The 20262-nt window shown below is 62.2% G+C and carries 22 protein-coding genes and 1 pseudogene; 18 read left to right on the top strand and 5 right to left on the bottom strand.

Annotated elements, in window-relative coordinates:
* Window positions 1-206: 206 nt before the first annotated feature.
* On the bottom strand, window positions 207-680 hold the full coding sequence (greA, locus tag NKI18_RS23150; RefSeq protein ID WP_023719113.1) for a transcription elongation factor GreA: 474 nt from the start codon (window positions 678-680) through the stop codon (window positions 207-209).
* Between the two features lie 328 nt (window positions 681-1008).
* The gene (locus NKI18_RS23145) at window positions 1009-1572 is read right to left on the bottom strand and encodes a tetratricopeptide repeat protein (protein ID WP_352615671.1); all 564 of its coding nucleotides are present in this window, start codon (window positions 1570-1572) and stop codon (window positions 1009-1011) included.
* Between the two features lie 236 nt (window positions 1573-1808).
* On the opposite strand from NKI18_RS23145, the gene NKI18_RS23140 reads away from it, so the two are divergent.
* From NKI18_RS23140 to NKI18_RS23110, 7 genes and pseudogenes are all read left to right on the top strand, one after another.
* Window positions 1809-2234 (top strand): DUF3775 domain-containing protein, encoded by a 426-nt coding sequence (locus tag NKI18_RS23140; RefSeq protein ID WP_352615668.1) that lies wholly within the window; start codon window positions 1809-1811, stop codon window positions 2232-2234.
* A 76-nt stretch (window positions 2235-2310) separates the two neighbouring features.
* Window positions 2311-3255 (top strand): extensin-like domain-containing protein, encoded by a 945-nt coding sequence (locus NKI18_RS23135; RefSeq protein ID WP_352615665.1) that lies wholly within the window; start codon window positions 2311-2313, stop codon window positions 3253-3255.
* A 118-nt stretch (window positions 3256-3373) separates the two neighbouring features.
* Window positions 3374-4228, top strand: a complete 855-nt coding sequence (locus NKI18_RS23130) for an extensin-like domain-containing protein (RefSeq protein WP_353020639.1) — start codon at window positions 3374-3376, stop codon at window positions 4226-4228.
* Window positions 4229-4380: 152 nt separating this feature from the next.
* The gene (locus NKI18_RS23125) at window positions 4381-5553 is read left to right on the top strand and encodes an ImmA/IrrE family metallo-endopeptidase (RefSeq protein ID WP_353020636.1); all 1173 of its coding nucleotides are present in this window, start codon (window positions 4381-4383) and stop codon (window positions 5551-5553) included.
* Between the two features lie 5 nt (window positions 5554-5558).
* Complete coding sequence (locus NKI18_RS23120) at window positions 5559-6023, top strand: DUF4411 family protein (RefSeq protein WP_352615658.1); 465 nt, start codon at window positions 5559-5561, stop codon at window positions 6021-6023.
* Window positions 6024-6025: 2 nt separating this feature from the next.
* Window positions 6026-6142 (top strand): annotated as a pseudogene (locus tag NKI18_RS23115) (extensin family protein); the annotation flags it as partial.
* Window positions 6143-6207: 65 nt separating this feature from the next.
* Window positions 6208-6915: an LssY C-terminal domain-containing protein gene (locus NKI18_RS23110; protein ID WP_352615655.1), complete on the top strand. Its 708-nt coding sequence runs from the start codon at window positions 6208-6210 to the stop codon at window positions 6913-6915.
* 47 nt (window positions 6916-6962) lie between these two features.
* Here NKI18_RS23110 and NKI18_RS23105 read toward each other — a convergent pair whose 3' ends face one another.
* Window positions 6963-7982, bottom strand: a complete 1020-nt coding sequence (locus NKI18_RS23105) for a zinc-dependent alcohol dehydrogenase family protein (protein ID WP_352615653.1) — start codon at window positions 7980-7982, stop codon at window positions 6963-6965.
* A 127-nt stretch (window positions 7983-8109) separates the two neighbouring features.
* Here NKI18_RS23105 and NKI18_RS23100 point away from each other — a divergent pair, with 127 nt between their 5' ends.
* The 5 genes from NKI18_RS23100 (at window position 8110) to NKI18_RS23080 (ending at window position 13046) form a co-directional block, all read left to right on the top strand.
* Window positions 8110-9051, top strand: a complete 942-nt coding sequence (locus tag NKI18_RS23100; RefSeq protein WP_352615651.1) for a LysR family transcriptional regulator — start codon at window positions 8110-8112, stop codon at window positions 9049-9051.
* 59 nt (window positions 9052-9110) lie between these two features.
* Window positions 9111-10421 carry a hemolysin family protein gene (locus tag NKI18_RS23095; RefSeq protein ID WP_352615649.1) on the top strand — a complete coding sequence of 437 codons (1311 nt, stop codon included), beginning with the start codon at window positions 9111-9113 and terminating at the stop codon, window positions 10419-10421.
* Between the two features lie 130 nt (window positions 10422-10551).
* Window positions 10552-11457 (top strand): alpha/beta hydrolase, encoded by a 906-nt coding sequence (locus NKI18_RS23090; RefSeq protein ID WP_352615647.1) that lies wholly within the window; start codon window positions 10552-10554, stop codon window positions 11455-11457.
* A 286-nt stretch (window positions 11458-11743) separates the two neighbouring features.
* On the top strand, window positions 11744-12490 hold the full coding sequence (locus NKI18_RS23085) for a DUF4336 domain-containing protein (protein ID WP_352615645.1): 747 nt from the start codon (window positions 11744-11746) through the stop codon (window positions 12488-12490).
* A 262-nt stretch (window positions 12491-12752) separates the two neighbouring features.
* Window positions 12753-13046, top strand: coding sequence for a hypothetical protein (locus NKI18_RS23080; RefSeq protein ID WP_352567969.1), 294 nt, complete (start codon window positions 12753-12755; stop codon window positions 13044-13046).
* Window positions 13047-13097: 51 nt separating this feature from the next.
* Here the strand turns inward: NKI18_RS23080 and NKI18_RS23075 are convergent, their stop codons facing one another.
* Window positions 13098-13388, bottom strand: coding sequence for a hypothetical protein (locus tag NKI18_RS23075; protein WP_352450454.1), 291 nt, complete (start codon window positions 13386-13388; stop codon window positions 13098-13100).
* A 427-nt stretch (window positions 13389-13815) separates the two neighbouring features.
* Here NKI18_RS23075 and NKI18_RS23070 point away from each other — a divergent pair, with 427 nt between their 5' ends.
* The 3 genes from NKI18_RS23070 (at window position 13816) to NKI18_RS23060 (ending at window position 17412) form a co-directional block, all read left to right on the top strand.
* On the top strand, window positions 13816-15813 hold the full coding sequence (locus NKI18_RS23070; RefSeq protein WP_352615643.1) for an ABC transporter ATP-binding protein/permease: 1998 nt from the start codon (window positions 13816-13818) through the stop codon (window positions 15811-15813).
* Between the two features lie 258 nt (window positions 15814-16071).
* Window positions 16072-16545, top strand: a complete 474-nt coding sequence (locus NKI18_RS23065; RefSeq protein WP_353020643.1) for a VOC family protein — start codon at window positions 16072-16074, stop codon at window positions 16543-16545.
* Between the two features lie 84 nt (window positions 16546-16629).
* Window positions 16630-17412: a class I SAM-dependent methyltransferase gene (locus tag NKI18_RS23060; protein ID WP_352615641.1), complete on the top strand. Its 783-nt coding sequence runs from the start codon at window positions 16630-16632 to the stop codon at window positions 17410-17412.
* Window positions 17413-17451: 39 nt separating this feature from the next.
* Here NKI18_RS23060 and gcvA read toward each other — a convergent pair whose 3' ends face one another.
* On the bottom strand, window positions 17452-18345 hold the full coding sequence (gcvA, locus tag NKI18_RS23055; RefSeq protein WP_352615639.1) for a transcriptional regulator GcvA: 894 nt from the start codon (window positions 18343-18345) through the stop codon (window positions 17452-17454).
* 207 nt (window positions 18346-18552) lie between these two features.
* On the opposite strand from gcvA, the gene NKI18_RS23050 reads away from it, so the two are divergent.
* From NKI18_RS23050 to NKI18_RS23040, 3 genes are all read left to right on the top strand, one after another.
* Window positions 18553-18738 (top strand): DUF1127 domain-containing protein, encoded by a 186-nt coding sequence (locus tag NKI18_RS23050; RefSeq protein WP_352615637.1) that lies wholly within the window; start codon window positions 18553-18555, stop codon window positions 18736-18738.
* A gap of 72 nt (window positions 18739-18810) precedes the next feature.
* Window positions 18811-19296, top strand: coding sequence for a VOC family protein (locus NKI18_RS23045; protein WP_352615634.1), 486 nt, complete (start codon window positions 18811-18813; stop codon window positions 19294-19296).
* 36 nt (window positions 19297-19332) lie between these two features.
* Window positions 19333-20058, top strand: coding sequence for an SDR family oxidoreductase (locus tag NKI18_RS23040; RefSeq protein WP_352567972.1), 726 nt, complete (start codon window positions 19333-19335; stop codon window positions 20056-20058).
* Window positions 20059-20262: the final 204 nt, after the last annotated feature.

The following is a 20262-nucleotide window of genomic DNA, read 5'->3' as shown; positions in this document are numbered from 1 at the left end:
AGACCAAGGGGTGTACGGGCTTCCGTCGCAGCGGGTGATCCGGTCATGACCCGGGTCGCCCGCCAGCCCAATCCTGCATGATTCGAGAGACACAAGGGGTGTTGGACGGAGTGCGGAGGGAGCCAAGCTGGAACACCCCTCATCCGACCTCGCTTCGCGAGGCCACCTTCTCCCACAAGGGGAGAAGGCAGAGCAGCGCCAATCCCCTAGATGAACTGCACCTGGACGATCTCGTAGCCCCTGGCGCCACCAGGTGCGTTGACCTCGATGGCGTCGCCGACTTCCTTGCCGATCAGGGCGCGCGCGATCGGCGAGGAGATCGAGATGCGGCCGGACTTCACGTCGGCTTCCTGGTCGCCGACGATCTGGTAGGTCTTTTTCTCCTCGGTATCCTCGTCGACCAGCACCACGGTGGCGCCGAACTTGACCTTGTCGCCGCTGAGTTTGGTGACGTCGATCACCTCGGCCCGCGCGATCAGGTCCTCGAGTTCGTTGACCCGGCCCTCATTGAGGCTCTGTGCCTCTTTTGCCGCGTGATATTCGGCATTTTCGGATAGGTCGCCATGCGAGCGCGCTTCGGAAATCGCCTCGATGATACGCGGCCGCTCCTGTTGCTGGCGCCAGCGCAGTTCTTCCTTCAATGACGCGAACCCCTCGCCTGTCATCGGGACCTTGTTCATAATGCCTGACCTTTCCTGCCGCCGCCCCCGCAATCGGGAGCGACCTTGTCGATGGTACAAAAAGAAAACGGTCCGGCAGCCTCGGGCTAACGGAACCGTCTCACCACAATTTCGCAAGATATAGCAATCTTCGCGGGTTTTTCACGTCCAAAAAGTCGGTTTTTGAAAAATCATCCACCGATTGCGCGGCTGACCCCACGTCAAGCGGGGGTTTCCAAGATCGTATCGTGTACCGTGATGCCAAATCTCGGTTGTGGCCAACATGTGCAGCACAGCAAAAAACCGGCTGCGATCGCTCACAGCCGGTTATGAGGAGCGTTCCGGAGGATCAGCTCCTCATGAAATGATCGATCTGCTCCGACAGCATGCCGTATTCGCGAGACCCCTTGCCCGTGCGCTTCTCGATCTCGCGGAGCTGTTCCTGGGCGCCGGCAAGATCGCCGATCTGCAGGTGCGCTTCGCCGAGATATTCGCGCACCAGCGTGTAATTCGGGTCGATGCGCAGCGCTTCCTCGTAATAGCCGAGGCCGACGGTGACGCGGCCGGAATGGCGGTGCGAATAGCCAAGATAATTGAGGATGCGCGGGTCCTGCTTGTTGGCGGCGAGGCTGAGCACGGCGATCGCCTCGTCGTAGCGTCCATCCATCGCCAGCGCGCGACCGGCATCGTAGATGCTGTCGTCGTCCAGCATGCCTTGCTTCGGGGAGACGCATTTCTTCTGTTTCTTGTCCCACGCCTCCCCCTTCTTGCACTGGGACTGGCCGCCGCCATTGCCGCCGCCACCGCCACCGCCACCGCCACCTCCCCCGCCTTCACCAGCCGAAAACGCCGGAGCCGCAATCAGCGGCAGGGCGGCGATGGCCATGGCGTAAATCAGCAATCGTCTGCGCATCGAATTCTCCTTTGAACCTGACAATGCAACACTAACGCCGGGCCAACGCCGTTTCGTCCCGGAAAATGCCATCCTATCTCAAAACCGCGATCTATCCCAGGAAGGCTCTCTTATCCCACTAAGAGAAGGCATCGGAAATCATGCTTCACGATCAACGCCGACGCGCAAGATAACGTGACGAGCGCTGCAAATCCGCTATCATCGGGCCGACCGAGCACGAAGCAGGGAGACGGCCGGTGCAGCAACGCGTTGAACGAGACTGGGAGCTTTCGATCGGTCCCGACACCGTGCGCCTGTTCATCCTCAAGGCGAAGGCGCTCAGCGCCGCCGTCAACGAAGACTATGCCGACGGCGCCGAGCACGAGATAGAGCTCGACGGCAACGCGCACGACAACCACCATCATGACGGCCTTGCCGAGGAAAGCTCCGAAGATCTCACCGAAGAAGAATTGCGCGAGCTGATCGACGATCTCAATGTCGACGAAGCGGCCGAACTGATTGCGTTGGCCTGGGTCGGCCGCGGCGACTATGACGCGACGGAATGGACAGACGCGCTGTCCGCCGCCCGCGAGCACGCCAACAAGCGCACGGCAAAATATCTGCTCGGCATGCCGCTGCTGGCGGACTGGCTCGAGGAAGGCTTGGAAGCAATCGGCGCGTGACGGCGCGGTTACCGATTGTGATCGGCCGCCCCCCTCGCTCAAGGCAACTTCCCTGCATTCTGGCCGTTGCGACGTAATGGCGGCGTTTGGCTTTTTCAGATTGGGCAGATTGATGCTCGCCGTTGCGGCGGCGTCGCTGCTGGCCGGATCCGTATCGGCCAAGGCCCCTCAATTGCCGCAAACCGCACCGGTTCCGCAGCTCAACCAGCAAGCTACTCCGCCGTCGCCCGCTGAGATTCCCGTTCCAGAACCGCGTCCGGCGGATGCCCCGGAGGCTGAGCAGCCCCAAAACGGCCAGCCAAGCGCCAAGCAGCCGGAGCCGCCGGCGATCGCACCACTACCTCCTGAAAAGCCAGCGGAGGCAGAGCCACCGGCAAGCGCACCGAACCCATCGGAAAAGCCGGCCGAGGCGGACAAAAAGGAGGAGAAAAAAATCCTTCCTGATCCTCGATCGGCCGCCAATGCCGAGAAAGAAATGCCTGCCGAAGAATTGGCCTGCCGCAGGCGGCTGAAGTCGATGGGCGTCGATTTCGAGGAGCGCAAGCCAGAGCATGATACGGCAGTCGGTTGCTCGATCCCCTACCCGATCGCGCTGAAGACGCTCGGCAAATCCATAGCCATCGGCCCGGAGCCCGAGCTGAATTGCCAGATGGCGGAAGCGGCCGCACGCTTTGCTGCTTCAGTCATCCAGCCCGCGGCCAAGGCGGAGTTTGGCGCGGATATTAAATCGATCGGCCAGGCCTCCGCCTTTGTCTGCCGGTCGCGCAATGGCGGCGGCGAATTGTCGGAGCACGCCTTCGGCAACGCGCTCGATATCGCCAGCTTCAAGCTTTCGGACGGGAAGGAGATCGATGTCGGCCCGGCGCCGCCGGAAAAGGACGCGAAATTCCTGAACGCAGTGCGCAAGGCAGCCTGCGGACCGTTCAAGACCGTGCTTGGCCCCGGCAGCGACGCCGATCATTCGCAGCATCTCCACTTCGACCTCGAACCGCGCCGTAACGGTGGTACGTTTTGCCAGTGACATCGAGCCCGCCGAGGTCGGGCGCCGCAATTTGGCCGCAGGCGTGAACGGCGCCGCTGATTTTTCCTTTACCCTTGGCGATTAAACTCTGTGCCATCTGGGGACAGGATACCTGCCGATGGCCGGAATATTTCGCGCTGCGCTTGCCGCCGCGCGGCAAACAAGGCGCGCGCGCATAGCCGGCAGGCTTGCCGCCCTGCTTGCCATTGCGGCGGTCTCCGCCTGCAATACCGGCAGCGTGCTGTCGCTGCAGCCGGCCGTCGATGTCGGCAGCCAGACCGCTGCCGTCCCGCCCAATTCCGGCGCGCCCAATTCCGACGCACAAAGTTCCGGCCCGGAATATTCCGGCATGCAGCGCCTCGTCCCGTCCAACCCCTATATGACCGCCGCCTATCCGCGCCTGGACAATCCGATGTCGCCGGCCGAACAGATGCCGGCCACCGAGATCGATTGCCGCAAGGAATTGAAACGCCTCGGCGTCGTCTACACCGACGTTGCGCCGATCCATGAAGGCCAGTGCGGCATCGACTATCCGGTCAAGGTCTCGGCCATCGGCAGTGTCGAGATGAAGCCGGCCGCGACGCTGACCTGCGACATGGCCGCCACCTTTGCCGGCTGGACCAGGAACGAACTCGTGCCGTCGGCCCGCTGGCGCTATTTTTCAGGCGTCAAGACCATCCACCAGGGCTCGAGCTATTCCTGCCGCAGGATTGCCGGCGAAGGTGTTTTGTCGGAACACGGCAAGGGCAATGCGCTCGACGTGATGAGCATCGAGCTCAACAATGGCGACGACATCGACGTCCGCAAGCCCGGCCTGTTCGCCTTCCGCACCCGGGGCTTCCTCAACAATGTGCGCGCCGACGGCTGCCAGTATTTCACCACCGTGCTCGGCCCCGGCTACAATTACGATCACCGCAACCATTTCCATTTTGACATCAAGAACCGCAAGAACGGCTATCGCGCCTGCCGCTGATTGCGGCCCCTGCCCAAGACAAGCGGCGCCGATTAAGTTCACTAAGTCGTCGCGGATTCGCAGAACCTGCGCTGGCGCCCGGCTGTTGCGCCATTAACCTCATAAAAGGATGGCGTAAGGCATATTGACAGCTGTGATAAAATGAAACGGCCATGACCAAAAGCGCGCTCGCCTATATCAATCCGGCCATTCTCAAATGGGCTCGGGAACAGGCCGGCCTCACCCCAGAGGTGGCGGCTGACGGCCTTGGCATGTCCGTCGACAAACTGCTTGTCTGTGAATCCGGCGAAAAGCAGCTGACTTTCCCGCAATTCCTGAAGGCTGCGAATTTCTACAAGCGCGCACCGGCGATTTTCTACCTTAATCAGCCGCCAAAAGGCTTCCAGCCGATTCAGGACTTCCGCCGTCTCCGCGAGACACCGGAGGATGCGTTCAAATCCGGCCTGGAATGGGCCATTCGTCAAGCTCAGGAGCGCCGTGAACTCGCGCTTGAGCTGCGCGCCGATGTCGGCGAGCCCATTCAGGAGTTCACCTTGAGGGCGACGGTCAAGGACGACGTGGAGAATCTAGCCAAGGCCGTCCGCGATTATCTCGGCGTGCGCCAGGTCGACCAGCAGGGCTGGCGCGCCAAAGCATTTGACAACTGGCGCGCGGCCATCGAGGCCAAGGACGTGCTGGTATTTATGGTGCCCCGGCTCGCCCTGACCGAAATGCGCGGCGTCGCGATAGCCGATGCCAGGTTGCCCATCATCCTTATCAACTCCAAGGACCGAACCAACGGCCGCACGTTCACGCTTTTGCACGAGTTCTGCCATCTGGTGGTCCGCGCCAGCGGCATCAGCGGCCTCGACTTTGTAGCCCCCGAGCCGGCCAAGGCCATAGTCGAGCAATTCTGCAATGCGGTCGCCGGCGCCTCCCTTGTGCCCCGCGATTGGTTGTTGGGCGAGCCTCTGGTCCGCGCCAAGGGCCAGGACATGAACTGGGAGAACGACGAACTGGCTGCCCTGGCGGCCCGTTTCGGCGCCAGCCGCGAGGTTATCCTGCGCCGGCTGCTAACGCTCGGCCGGACAACTAACGCCTTTTACGAAAGCCGCCGTGCGGCGTTCCAGAAGGAATATGACGCGCTTGACCAACGCACCTCCTCCACCGGCGGACCGCCGCGTCATCTGACCGTGCTGAGCCAGCTAGGCCGGAGTTACACGCGTCTGGTGTTCCGAGGCTACTACGATCGCCAGCTAACCCTCAGGGACGTGGCCAACCACCTCAACATGCAGGTCAATGCCGTTCCCGATATCGAGCGCGCTGCCTTCGGGATGAACGGATAGCGTCGGTGGCAACGGTCTATTGCATCGACACATCGGCGCTGATTGCCGCCTGGTACGAACGCTATAAGCCGAAACGCTTCCCGAAACTGTGGAATCAGCTCGACGCCCTGATTGGCGAGGGCCGCTTGGTGTCGTCGCTCCTGGTGTTGAACGAGTGCGAAAAACGCTCACCCGACTTGCACGAGTGGCTGAAAGAGCGTGAGGCCATGTTCATCGCCCCTGATCAGACGCTGCAACAGCGGGTCCAATATGTCCTCAACACCTACACAGGGCTGGTCGCGGCCGGCAAACAGAAGTTTGCCGCCGACAGCTTCGTCATCGCGACGGCGGAGGTGCATGGATACACGCTCATCACCGAGGAAACCGGTCTCGACAGCCTCAGGAAGATCCCCGGTGTTTGCAACGCGATGGGAATCCGCTTCTGCAATCTGATGCAATTGTTTGACGCCGAAGACTGGACGATTGGCTAAGCGCCGACGGCTGCCAGTATTTCACCACCGTGCTCGGCCCCGGCTACAATTACGACCACCGCAACCATTTCCATTTCGACATCAAGAACCGCAAGAACGGCTATCGCGCCTGCCGCTGATTGCGGCCCTGCCCAAGACACGCGGCGCCGATTAAGATGGTGCTCAGACGCTTGGGTGGTGCCTCTTGAGCCAACGAAGCCTGCGACGACGTGCAACGACCTGGCTGGTGGCATGCTGTGCCGCCTATCTTTCGCTCGCCTATTTCGCCGCGCCTGAGTTCTGGACGTTACGGGACCGCAATTTTCGCAATCAGCAATTCGAGATGGTGACGCACACGCCGCAAGGCATCCCGGGCGATCCGATCAATGTCGGCCTTGTCGGCACCAAGAAGGAGCTTGTCCATGCTTTTGCCGTCGCCGGCTGGGATACGGCAGACGCGGTCTCGCTGAAGACGGCGATCGAGATCGGCGAAAGCGTGCTGTTTAACCGCCCCTATCCCGACGCGCCGGTCAGCCGGCTTTTGTTCGAAGGCCGCGCCCAGGACCTAGCCTTCGAAAAGCCGGTCGGCGACAGCGCCGACCGGCGCCACCACGTCCGCTTCTGGCAGACCGATGCGACCGGAGACGACGGCCGGCCGCTTTGGCTTGGCTCGGCAAGCTTCGACCGCGGCGTCGGCCTCAGCCATGACACCGGCGCGATCACTCATCACATCGGCCCCGACATCGACGCCGAGCGCGATGGCGTGATGCACGACCTTGCTGCGGCCGGCATGCTGATCTCGACCAGCGAGATACCAGGCATCGGCGCCACAAAGACCGGGCGCAACGGCGAAGGCGATCCCTATTTCACCGACGGCAAGGCCATCATCGGGGTCCTGCTGCAACTGCCGTAGGCGCGCAATCGGCCTTCCCGTCTGACAGCCATTTCGTCCCGACGGGCTCAGGGCACGGTGATCACGATCTTGCCGAACGGTCCTGTCTCCAGACGCTCAAATGCCTGCGGCACCTCGTCGAAGCCAAACACCTTGTCGATCACCGGCTTGATCGCGAGCGTCTCGATCGCCTGGTTCATTCGCTCGAAAGCCCGACGGTGGCCGATCGATATGCCTTGTACGACGATCCGGTTGCGCAGGAACGGAATGATCGGGAAACCGAGCTCCATGCTGCCGAGAAGGCCGATGAGCGACAGCCTGCCGTCGGCGCCCAGCGCATTGAGCGAGCGCCGCGCATTGTCGCCGCCGACCATTTCCAGCACATGCCTGACGCCGGCGCCGTTTGTCAGGTCGCGCGCGGCCTCGTCCCACGCCGGCCGGCTGCGATAGTTTATCCCTTGCCAGGCGCCGAGCGCCTTCGCCCGTTCGAGCTTCTCGTCGCTGCTCGAGGTGACGATGGCGCGCAGGCCGAAGGCGGCGGCGAACTGCAGCGCAAACAGCGACACGCCGCCGGTGCCCTGGATGAGAACGGTTTCCCCCGGGATCGGCTTGGCCGCCTCGACCAGCGCGAACCACGCCGTCAGCGCAGCGATCGGCAGCGTCGACGCCTCGACATCGCTGAGCGATGGCGGCGCGGCCACGGCGGCATCCTCGTGAAAAAGCACATGCTCGGACAGCGTGCCGGGCAGCGACGATCCCAACGTGTGCTTGTGCAGCACCGGCGGGGCGTCGCCATCCGGCCAGTCGGCGATCACCTGGCCGAGCACGCGCTGCCCGATGCCGAAGCGGCTGACTTTGCCGCCGATGGCCACCACCTCGCCCACCGCGTCCGATGTCGGCACGAACGGAAAGGCGAGGTCCGGTATCAGTACGCCATCGACGATCATCCTGTCCTTGTAATTCAGCGATACCGCTGTGACGCGTACCAGAAGATCATGCGGCCCGGGTTGGGGTATCTTTCCCTCAGCCGGCTTGAGGCTGGACAGGCCGAAACCGTTCATCTGCCAGGATCTGTTTTCGGTGCTCATTTGGTTCGCGCTCCGTGGTTAATGATTGCGCGAGACATTTACGCCGTTTCACTATGGAGAAAAATGCTTCTATGTGGCATGTTCTGCAACAGATTAAGGAGCAAAACTCTACAATAGGAGCGCTTCATTGGAATCGGCCAATCTGCAAGGCATCGTCGCATTCGTTCATACCGTGGAGGCCGGCAGCTTCACCGGCGCCGGCGCACGGCTGCATGTCACCAAATCGGCGGTCGGCAAGTCGATCGCGCAGCTGGAACAGCGATTGGGCGTCCGCCTGCTCAACCGCACCACCCGCAGCCTCAGCCCGACCAGCGAGGGCCTGAGCTATTACGAAGCCTGCGTCAGGGCACTGGCCGAGATCGAAGCCGCCCGGTCGCTGTTGGCATCGCGCAAGCAGGTGCCTTCCGGGCGGCTGCGCGTCGACCTGCCTTTGGCCTTCGGCCGGCGGTGCGTCGCCCCGCTGCTGTTCGACATTTCCAAAAAATTCCCGGACCTGACGATGGAAATCTCGTTCAACGACCGGCGCGTCGACCTGATCGAGGAAGGCATCGACCTGGCGGTGCGCATGGGCGACCTCGACGACAGCTTGTCGATCGCCGCGCGCCGCATCTATGCCCAACGTTCGGCCATCTGCGCCGCCCCCGCCTATCTCGACGTCCATGGCAGGCCGCTATCGATCGAGGACCTGGCCAGGCACAGCCTCATCGGCTACGGCCGCGACGGCACGGTCCATCCCTGGACCGTCAGGCATGTCGACGGCCGTCTCGAAAAATTCGCGCCCAAGGCGCGGCTGGTGCTCGGCCACGGCGAACCGATGCTCGATGCGGTACTGGCCGGCTGCGGCATCGTCTACCTGCCGACATGGCTGACGGCCCACAGCATCAGGCGCGGCGAGCTCGAAATGGTTCTGTCGGACTGTCTTGTCGAAAACACCGTGGTGCATGCCATCTGGCCGGTAACACGCAATCTCGCGCCAAAGGTGCGCGTCGTCGTCGACGCCCTGATCGAGCATTTTGCCGCGCCGCCCTGGGATGCGGCATGGGTGCCGCCTGATTGCCCAGCTCGCTAAATTTAAAAAGCGCGACCGTCCTATTTTCGAAAACCGCGCGGCAATGCTATGGACCCGGCATGCTTTATGCTGAAATTGCCATCGTGGTCGTCCTCATCTGCGTGAACGGCCTTCTGTCGATGTCCGAGCTCGCCATCGTCTCGTCGCGGCCGGCGCGCCTCAAGACGATGATCGACCGCAACGTCAAGGGTGCCGGCCGGGCCCTGGCGCTCGGCGCCAATCCGGGAAAATTCCTGTCTTCGGTGCAGATCGGCATCACTTTGGTCGGCGTCTTGTCCGGGGCCTTTTCCGGCGCCACGCTCGGCGAGCGGCTGGCCACCTCCCTGGCATCGGCCGGCATCCGCGAAAGCCTCGCCGATCCGCTCGGCGTCGGCATCGTCGTCGCCCTCATCACCTATGGCTCGCTGATCATCGGCGAACTGGTGCCCAAGCAGATCGCATTGCGCGACCCCGAACGGGTCGCCGTCAGGGTCGCCCCGGCAATGACCATCCTCGCCAGCGTCTCGGCGCCGCTGGTCTTCCTGCTCGATTTCTCCGGCCGCGCCCTCCTGTGGCTGCTTGGCCAGCGCGGTCAGAGCGAGGATAAGGTCACCGACGAGGAGATCAAGATGCTGGTCGCCGAAGCCGAGCACCACGGCACCATCGAATCCGACGAACGGCGGATGATCGCCGGCGTCATGCGGCTCGGCGACCGTGCCGTGCGCGCGGTGATGACGCCGCGCACCGAAGTCGACTGGATCAATCTGCAATCCGACGAGGCGGCCATCAGGAAGCTGCTGATGGACACCCAGCATTCGCGCCTGCCGGCCGGCGACGGCGGCGTCGACGCCATGATCGGCGTCGTCCAGACCCGCGACGCGCTGGCCGCAATGCTCGGCGGCCGCGCTCTCGACCCGCGCCGGCACGTGCGGGCCGCGCCAATCGTGCATGACCAGGCCGACGCGCTGGACGTGCTTGCGACGCTGAAGGAATCCGACGTGCCGATGGCGCTGGTGCATGACGAATACGGCCATTTCGAAGGCATCGTCACCCCGGCCGACATACTGGAAGCGATCACCGGCGTATTCCGTTCCGACCTCGACGCCGGCGACGAGGAAAACGCGGTCAAGCGCGAGGACGGCTCATGGCTGCTCGCCGGCTATATGCAGGCCGACGAGATGGCAGAGGTCCTCGGCATCGACCTGCCTGAGAGCCGCGATTACGAAACCGTCGCCGGCTATGTGCTGTCGCATTTGCACCATCTGCCGGCGACCGGCGAATGTGTCGACGCGCAAGGCTGGCGCTTCGAGGTCGTCGACCTCGACGGCCGCCGCATCGACAAGCTCATCGCCACCCGCCTGCCCGGCCGCCACCGCGAGGTCGTGCGGTAAGGAATGGACGCGGGGTGCTGACTGTTCGGGTGCGGCCCTTGACCCGTTCCGGTCGTTTGGGCCGGCTGGCCACCCGACCCCACTCGACCGTTTGTGATACCTGGTTTAAGGGGGTATCCGGGATCGCAACATGACCGACAGCCACGCTGCTCTCGATGAACCTTCACGCCAGCTGATGATGGAGATCGGCCCGACATGGGCGCGGGACATTCAGGCACATCGTGACGTGGTGTTGCGTGCGTATGGACCACTACTAAACGCTGCCCCCAAGGCTGGCGTCACGGTGACACGTGACATCGCATACGGCCCGCATGCGCGGCAGGTCCTCGATTTGTTCGTGCCCGCCGGCATCGCCGATGCACCCGTCGTGGTGTTCGTTCACGGCGGTGTCTTCGTACGTGGCGACAAGCGCCTCAGCAGCGAAGTCAACGACAACGTGCTGTACTGGTTCGCGAGACAAGGCTTCATCGCCATCAACATCGAATATCGCCTGGCTCCCGAATCGCCATGGCCGGGCGGCGCCGATGACCTGGGTCTGGCAATCGTGTGGGCCTGCGCCAATGTGAGGCTGCATGGCGGAGACCCCGGCTCGATCTTCGCCATTGGCCACTCGGCCGGCAGCACCCATGTCGGTACATATGCCTACGATCCCGCGGCTGGCTACCTCGGGCGCGGCCTTACGGGCATCGTGCTTCTTTCCCCGCGCCTGCGCATCGACGTGTCGCCGGAGAATCCGTTCGCAGAGAGCGTACGCGCATATTTCGGGGACGATCCATCGGTGTACGAGACCCGCTCGCCCGTTACGCATGCAGCGGTCAGCGCGTTGCCGGTGATGATTGCGATCGCCGAGTTTGAGTATCCATTGCTCGATGTTTACGGGCTGGAACTCGCGTACCGCATTGCTGTTGCACGCCGCCGCGTACCACGCTTCATGCGTCTCGCTGGGCACAACCACATTTCCCTGGTGGCACATTTCAATACCGTAGAGGACACTCTCGGGCGGGAGATTGTGGAGTTCACGCGGCATCCAATCTGAGATCACGCGCGAATGACGTTGATAATCGATAGACCAACGGTGACGACGCATTCCGAGCCTCGGCTGGAGGGTCGCGATGCGTCCGAAATTCGACCCTGCCGCTTGTTGTCCTGAAAGTCTCGAAATGGCGCAAGCCGACAAATTCCACGATCGGCCTGTACCCAGTTTAGTCGGCCTCGACACTACGGTATAGGGGAGCGGACCTTCAGGCCAGACGCATTGCATCACCTATCCATCACGTCAGATAAACTTCGCCTTGCGCCGAGCTGATGAAGTGGAGTGGGCTATGAGTGCGTTCCTTTACGAGCCGGTGAACGTCTACAAACCTCAGGGACCCGATGTTGGTGTCGTTGACGGTCCGTTTGAGTATCTGACGGTAGCACGAATAAAACTTCCGCTGCCATTCACCACTCGGATGACGGTGGTGCGCCTATCGAACGGCGATCTGTTCCTTCATTCGCCCATCAAGTTTGCTTCGACGGTGGCCGAAGAGTTACGGAACTTGGGCAGAATTCGCCACCTCGTGTCACCCAACCAGTTTCACTACGCTCATATCGGTGAGTGGTCGAAGGCTTTCCCTGAGGCAACAACATGGGCATCGCCCGGAGTCCGCCAAAGAGCACGCGCACGGCACGCGGATGTGACGTTTGCACGAGATTTGAAAGCCGATCCGCCGGAGGAGTGGCGGCGGGATATGGACCAGATACTGTTTCCGGGTGGCTATTTCAAAGAGTTCATATTCTTCCACCAAGCTTCAAAGACGCTGATCCTTACAGACACGATCATCAATCTCGAATTGGACATGATCGATGAGCCTTGGCGCACGGTGACCAAACTGACTCGGATGGCTTACCCGCACGGGCGGACCTTCTTTGGCATGCGGCTGCCAATTCTCCTGCATCGACGGAAGACACAGGCAGTAATAAGCAAACTCCGGTCGTGGCAACCGCGGCGGGTGATTCTCAGTCACGGCCGCTGCTTTGATGCGAATGAAGACGAGATTGTCCGTAGAATATTCGGAAAGTCGGCTTAGTAACGCAGTGGTTTGGGGGAAGCCAAATGTCCATTTCGGGTCGATTCAAGCCGTAGCGCGAACGGTGGCTCTGGAGAAGCGCCGGAAAGGTCGGCAATTGGCGCTTTTGACCCGAAGCCGCCTTTCATCAACCCATTTCGCTGCCCTATAGCCGACGTTCACCGCAACGATCGTTCCTGACCCGCCATCCCGTCGATGCACGCTATCGGTCGGCTGCCGGTGCGGGTATTATCCGCGCCCTGTACGTCACTATGGTGGAAAAATGGATCTGCAAGCCTTCAGGGAATCGATTGCGAAACCACAGCCGCCAGCCGGCTTGAGCCCTGCCCTGCAGGCGCTGTGGTGGGATGCAAAGGGCGATTGGGCTAAGGCGCACGAGTGCGCGCAGCAGCGCGACGATACGGCGGGCATGCACGTGCATGCCTATCTCCACCGCAAGGAAGGCGACCAGTCGAATGCGGAATATTGGTATCGCCGCAGCAACGCGGCGCCGTCGACCTTAACGCTTGACGAGGAATGGCAAGAGTTGGCACGTACATTTTTGCAGCAAAGCTGACGCTTGCTCAGTCATCGTAAAATAGCCGGTCCTGCATCCCTCTCCGGGGTTTCAGCTGGCGCCCTGTGGCTTGTCCCTGCCGTTCCATTCCGCATTGCGCGCCTGCGCCTCTTCGGCGATCAGCTTGAACTCCCGCATCTTCGCAGCTTCGATGGCGAATGCGCGGCTTGGCAGGACGCCAGGGTCCTCCTGACTGTTCTGAAACTGAAAACGGGCCTCCAGTTCGGCCCATATTCGCTCGGGTGCCGTATCCTTGCTGGCAAGCAGTGCAACGACCAGCGCCAGAGTCTCGCGCTGGGCGTTCAGCCGCCCTTCGATCTCTTCATTCGGCAATTCGGACATGCGGGTCGCTTCCAGTTTCTGGCTCAACGGCAAAATCGCACCCTTGTTCCGGAACTCGGGGCTGGCGCGGTCCGGCTGGGCAGCAGATGCTCGCAATCGCAATCGAGATGATCTCTCCTCCTCGATCCTGTTGACTCGGGCCGATGGCACTTCTCGCGCCGCTTGCGTCCAGCCTCTTCGAATGCAGCATGCGGACAAATCTTGAGAGCCTGAAGCGAATTCTCGAGACCGCAGCAGGTGATGCTTTGTTGCAGACTGCCCCGCAGCCGACGCTCGGCGGTCTGCCCGCAACGATCAAAGCCTGTCATCGAGAACGACCATAGGCTGCTGCGAGCACCGGAACAGCTGAGAAGCCTTGGCGTTGTTGGCATCTGGGATCTCGAGCGGACGCTATGAAACCTTCTGATTTTTAAGCCGTTATCGCCGGATGCCCGAGGCTAAATTCAAGCCGAAATCGGTTGACGGCGCCCGAACGCGCGATGCCGAGAAGTCGCGCCGCGAGAAGCAATCGACCGTCGAAGTCGCGTCCGAGGTCGTCGGCGAGCCCGCGCCGCCGCCGGATTTCATCGAACCCGATCCGGAGTTGACACCTGAAGAGGCCGAGCAGGCGCGCAAGAGATATCTGCTGAAGCGCTTCTGGATCAGCGCGCGCGGTTACTGGGGCGGCAGTGGCGACAGGGTCGCCTGGCCGTTGACGATCGGGCTGTTGGTTCTGATCGTCACCAATGTCGGCTTCCAGTATGGGATCAATGTCTGGAATCGCGCAATTTTCGACGCCATTGAGCAACGCAATGCCCATACCGTATATTGGCTGAGCGCCGTATTCCTGCCACTCGTGCTCGGAAGCGCCAGCCTTGTGGTGGCACAAGTCTTCTTTCGCATGAGGATACAGCGCCGCTGGCGGTCCTGGCTCACCACCGCGGTCATCGCGCGCTGGCTCGCAAGCGGCCGCTACTATCAGCTGAACCTCGTCGGCGGCGATCATAGCAACCCCGAAGCCCGCATCGCCGAGGATTTGCGGATTGCCACCGAATCGCCCGTCGATTTCATCGCCGGTGTCATCGTCGCATTTCTGTCGGCCTCGACCTTCATCGTGGTGCTCTGGACGATCGGCGGCGCCCTGACCCTGACGATTGCAGGTTCGACCGTCACCATTCCCGGCTTCCTGGTCATCACCGCAGTGCTCTATTCCGCGATCACGTCCACTTCGATGGCGGTCATTGGCCGCCATTTCGTCCACCTCTCCGAGGAAAAAAATCAGGCGGAAGCCGAGTTCCGCTACACGCTGACGCGCGTGCGGGAAAACGGCGAGAGCATCGCATTGCTCGGCGGCGAGGAGGAGGAGCGCAGCGGCATGGACAAGACATTTGCCCATGTGCTCAGGCAATGGGCGCTCCTTGCAGGCCAGCACATGCGCACGGCGCTGGTGTCTCAGGGGTCGAGCCTGTTTGCGCCTGTCGTGCCGGTCTTGCTTTGCGCTCCAAAGTTCCTCGAAGGCAGCATGACACTTGGACAGGTCATGCAGGCTGCCTCGGCCTTTGCCATCGTGCAGGGCGCGTTCGGATGGCTGGTCGACAACTATCCCCGTCTCGCCGATTGGAACGCCTGTGCACGGCGCATCGCCTCGCTGATGATGTCGCTCGACGGGCTCGAGCGGGCGGAACAGAGCAACACGCTGGGACGCATAAAGCGCGGCGAGACCAGCGGCGATGCGATGCTCAGCCTGAACAATCTCTCCGTGTCGCTCGACGACGGCACCGCCGTGGTCAAGGAAACCGAGGTCGTGATCGAACCAGGCGAGCGGGTGCTCGTCGCCGGCGAATCCGGCTCGGGCAAGAGTACGCTGGTGCGGGCCGTCGCGGGTCTGTGGCCATGGGGTAGCGGCAGCGTCAACATCCGCGCCGACAGGCGGTTGTTCATGTTGCCGCAACGGCCCTACATCCCGACCGGGACGCTTCGCCGCGCAGTCGCCTATCCAGGCGCCGCCGACAACTGGACGCTGGATAAGATCAAGGCTGCCCTCGACAAGGTGGGACTCGACTACCTCAACGACCGGATCGAGGAGGACGCGCCATGGGACCAGACCTTGTCGGGTGGCGAAAAGCAGCGCCTCGCCTTCGCGCGTCTTCTGCTGCACCGCCCCGATATCATCGTGCTGGACGAGGCAACGTCGGCACTCGATGAGAAGAGCCAGGACAAGATGATGGAGATGATTATTCGCGAATTGCCGAAGGTCACCATCATAAGCGTAGCGCACCGCGCCGAGCTGGAGGCCTTCCACAGCCGCAAGATCACATTGGAGCGGCACAAGGGCGGCGCAAAACTTGTCAGCGATATCGAACTCGTCCCGCGCAAGGACAGACGGAACTTGCTCATGCGCCTTCTGAGGCAACGGCGCGCCAACGGAAAGCCAGCGCGACCTTGAGCAAAGCGGCGCTGCCCTACGCAAAGAGTGAGGCCGCCGGTCGGACCAGGCGGACCATCGCCGGTTCGAGTCACTGCCCGCATCTGGTCCTGAAAGCACCAGCCGTGGTACCTTGATTCCGGGCAGCTGCTGCTGTCGGAACGTCGATGGCACGAGCGCATTTCCATGTCCGGTGCAACGCCGAGGCCAGCTGTGAAAAACCCGGGTTGATTTCAAAAGCCCAGATTGATTTCGAAAGCAAAGGGACCAGCAATGACAATCGCCAAGAACACGATCTGCCTTTGGTACGACAAGGACGCCGAGGCTGCGGCCCGCTTCTATTCCGAGATTTTTCCCGACAGTTCGGTGAAATCCGTCCACCGCGCTCCCGGCGACTACCCGTCCGGCAAGGCAGGCGACGTGCTGACGGTCGAGTTCACGGTCGCCGGCATCCCCTGTCTCGGCCTCAATGGCGGGCCCGCGTTTAAACACAACGAAGCCTTCTCCTTCCAGATCGCCACCGACGATCAGCAGGAGACCGACCGCTATTGGAACGCCATCGTCGGCAATGGCGGCCAGGAAAGTGCCTGCGGCTGGTGCAAGGACAAATGGGGCATCTCCTGGCAAATCACGCCGCGCGTGCTGACCGAAGCGATGGCCGCCGGCGGCGATGAAGCAAAGCGCGCATTCGAGGCGATGATGGAGATGAAGAAAATCGACGTTGCAGCGATCGAGGCGGCGCGGCGCGGCTGACAGTTCGGGGGTGGCCCGACGCGAAAAGATCAGGGCAGAGCGGCCGGAAATGCTGCCGGCCCATCATCTCCAGGCAGGCGTGCGATGGTGCTGAACTGCGCTGCGTTTTACGACGCCGAACTGCGACGGCACAACGAGGTCTTCAGGGCTGCGGTCAAGGTGGGAACGCGCGATCGCGTGCTCGATATCGGATGCGGTTCGGGACTATCCTCTCGTGATGCTGCCCGTGTCGCGGTGGAAGGCAGCGTGCTCGGCGTGGACGTATCGGCGCAGATGCTCGATATCGCCCGGAAGTGTAGCGCGAAAGAGGGATTGCGAAACGTCGCCTTTGATCGCGGCGATGCGCAATTGCTGGTATTTCCGCCTGCCGGCTTCGATCTGTGCATTAGTCGATTTGGAGTGATGTTCTTTGCCGACCCGGCGGCGGCGTTCGCCAACATCGGCCGGGCGTTGCGACCAGGGGCACGTCTTGTGTGGATGGTATGGCAATGCCAGGACCGTAACGAGTGGGCAACTGCCATTCAGCGGGCAATTGCGCCGGGGACCGCCATATCGGGGGGCGCCGCCACCCCGTTTTCGCTTGGCGACCCCGCCATCACCGCGGAGATCTTGCGTGCATCCGGTTTTGTTTCGGTCGACTATGCCGAAGTGCATGAGCCGGTCTTCTACGGCCAGGACGTCGATGCGGCCTATGACGCTTTGCTTGGCCTGCAACTGGTCAAGGATCCGCTCGCCCGCGCAGATGCGGATGTCGACGCGGCGCTGCGGCGGTTGCGCGATCTGCTTGACGCGCATTTGACCGCGGACGGTGTGCTTTTCGACTCGCGTGCCTGGATCGTCACCGCGTTTCGGGCGAGCCGATGGTGACTGCGCGATGTAGACGATCCTGTTCTCTCGGCTTTCCCGTCAGTCCATTTGCGGCGCGACTTCTGAGAGCAGCCAATCCCGAAAAGCCTTGACTTTGCGCTGACGGATCGCCTCCGGCGGGTAGACGAAATAGAAGCTGGAGGGGGATTTCAGGGCGTGGCCGAAGGGGCGGACGAGTCGCCCGGCGGCAAGGTCGGCCGCAACGAGCATGGTCCGGCCGAGCACCACCCCCTCGCCTTGTGCGGCCGACTCCATGGCAAAGGTGGCAGAGTCAAAGGTAATCCCGCTCTGCGGGTCCACGCCCTCGACCCCGGCGCTTGCTAGCCAGGTCGCCCAGTCGATCGGAAAGCTGTCACGGATCAGCGTGTGGTGTTTGAGGTCCTGAGGCGTGCGGAGCGGATGTGCACCCTCAAGAAGCTTTGGGCTGCACACTGGAAACACCTCCTCGCCGGTGAGGAACTCTGACGTGAGCCCCGGATAGTTTCCGTTGCCATAACGGACGGCGACATCGATGCCGTCGCCGAGGAAGTTGGTCAGCTTCCCGCTCGTCGAAACCCGCACATCGACGTCGCCATGCGCACGGTGAAAGCGGTAGAGGCGCGGCACCAGCCATCTGCCCGCGAAGCCATCGGAGGTACTGACGTTCAATGTCGAGCTCGAATAGCGGGCTGTTGCTGCAGCGGTGGCGGTGGCCAACTGGGCGAGCGCCTCGCGCACCGCCCGCGCATAGGGCTCGCCAACGGCTGTCAGACTCACCGAACGCGTACCGCGCTCGAACAGCTGCACACCGAGCTGATCCTCAAGATTCTTGATCGCCCGGCTGATCGCACCGTGGGTGACATGAAGTTCCTCTGCCGCCTTGGAGAAACTCAACAGGCGCGCCGCGGCCTCGAAACTTGGCAAGGTGGTGAGGGGAGGCAGCTTCCGGGGCATGGATCGATACCTGTACGTGTGAGTGATGCTCACACATTGTCGCCGATAAGTCGTTTGTCGTCCAGGCCAGAAGCCGCCATGTTTTCTCGCGTGATCAGTCATTCACCGCCGCTGGAAAAGGCGAGTTTGATGTGACTGATACTCTCGCTGACGAAAGTCGCGGGGCAACTGCTGAAACCAAAACTGCCGCCACTCTGGGAGAGCACCATGAACGCCAAACGAGTTGAACCCATCGTCGACGTCCTGAGCGGCATGGCCGGCCGCATCCTCGCCTCGAGCAGCCGGCGCCGGACCGGGCGGCAGATTGCACGCTTCTCGACCCGCCGGCTCGAAGACCTCGGGTTTGCCCGCGACTGGGACGGTTCGGTCTATCGGCCGTCGGACTACCGCTAGCCTGAACGAAAGCAACAGCGGACAGGCTCTTCGCCAAAGATCGCTGTCGCAAGGAATTAATGGAGAACGGACATGGCCACCATCCACCCATTCCTCTGGTTCAACACCGACGCGGAGCAAGCCCGCGATTTCTATCTCTCGGTCTTCAAGAACAGCAAAGCGCTCCAGACCATCGAATACACCGACTGGGTGTCCGGAACCAACAAGACGGTCCCGCATGCCACCTTCGATTTCGAGCTCGAAGGATTGCACCTTACTGCCCTCAATGCCGGGCCGCAGCCGCCCTTCAACGAGCGGCTCTCGCTCTACATCGAGACCAAGGACCAGGCCGAGACCGACTACTACTATGAGGCGCTCACCGCCGGCGGCGGCAGGGCACAACCCTGCGGCTGGCTCACCGACAGATACGGCGTCTACTGGCAGGTCATCCCAGAAATCCTGCCGCGGCTCAGTGCCGATCCGGACCGCGAAAAGGCCAACCGCGTCCGGCAGGCGATGTATGGGATGCGCAAGATCATCATCGCCGACCTCGAAGCCGCCTATGCCGGCAAGACCTGACTCTCCCACCGCAATCGCAACGAACGGAGAACCCTCATGACATCGCTCGTGGACAGGAAAGTCATCGTCGTCGGCGGTAGTTCCGGCATCGGTCTCGGCGTCGCGGAAGCTGCTCTCAACGGCGGAGCGAAGGTCGTGATCGTCGGACGCTCGCCCGAGAAACTGCTGGCTGCCGAACGGACGCTCAATGCGGGCCGCGTGACAAGCGTGGTCGCCGACATGACCGACGAAGCGGACGTCGCTCGCCTGTTCGACGAGGTCGGTCCCTTCGATCACCTCGTATCGACCGCCGGAACACTGCCGCCCGGCGATCCCATCGGCAGTACCGACATGGAGGCTGTGCGAGGCTTCGTCGATAACAAGCTGATTGGCGCCGTCTTGCTCTCCAAGCACGCTGTGCGCACCCTGAAAGCCGGCGGCTCGATGACCTTCACCTCGGGAATAAATAAGGATCGGCCGCCGGTGCCGGGAGGCTCGGTCGTCTCCGCGATTGCCGGTTCATTCAGCTACTTCGCCCGCGCCCTGGCGCTCGAACTGGCCCCGACGCGCGTCAATGTCGTGTCGCCCGGATGGGTCGACACACCGATGTGGGACATTGTTGGAGAAGCCAAATCCAGCTTCTTTGCCGACATGGCTGCCCGGTTGCCATCGAGAAAAATTCCGACCGCTGCGGACGTCGCCGCCGCCTACCTCTACCTCATGGAAAGCGACTTCACCACCGGCGAGACGATCCGCATCGATGGCGGCCATAACCTGATCTAGCCGCCATTTGCACGCCGCCTGAATGGGTTGAGCCGGCATGACCGCTAGTCCGGTGCACTGCTGCCGAAGGCGACGAACGCCGGCGGGTCATGCCGGCGTCGCTCAATCGGGGTTTACATCGGCAGCCAGGTCCCTAGTTTTAGCGTTTCGCGCCGCGCACCTAAGTGCGTGGATGATCGAGGACGGGACCGTGAGCTTTGGCCG

This window comes from Mesorhizobium sp. M0800, assembly GCF_040320095.1.
GTDB lineage: Bacteria > Pseudomonadota > Alphaproteobacteria > Rhizobiales > Rhizobiaceae > Mesorhizobium.
The sequence above is the reverse complement of the archived record's forward strand: the minus strand, read 5'-3'. Positions and strand labels throughout refer to the sequence as shown.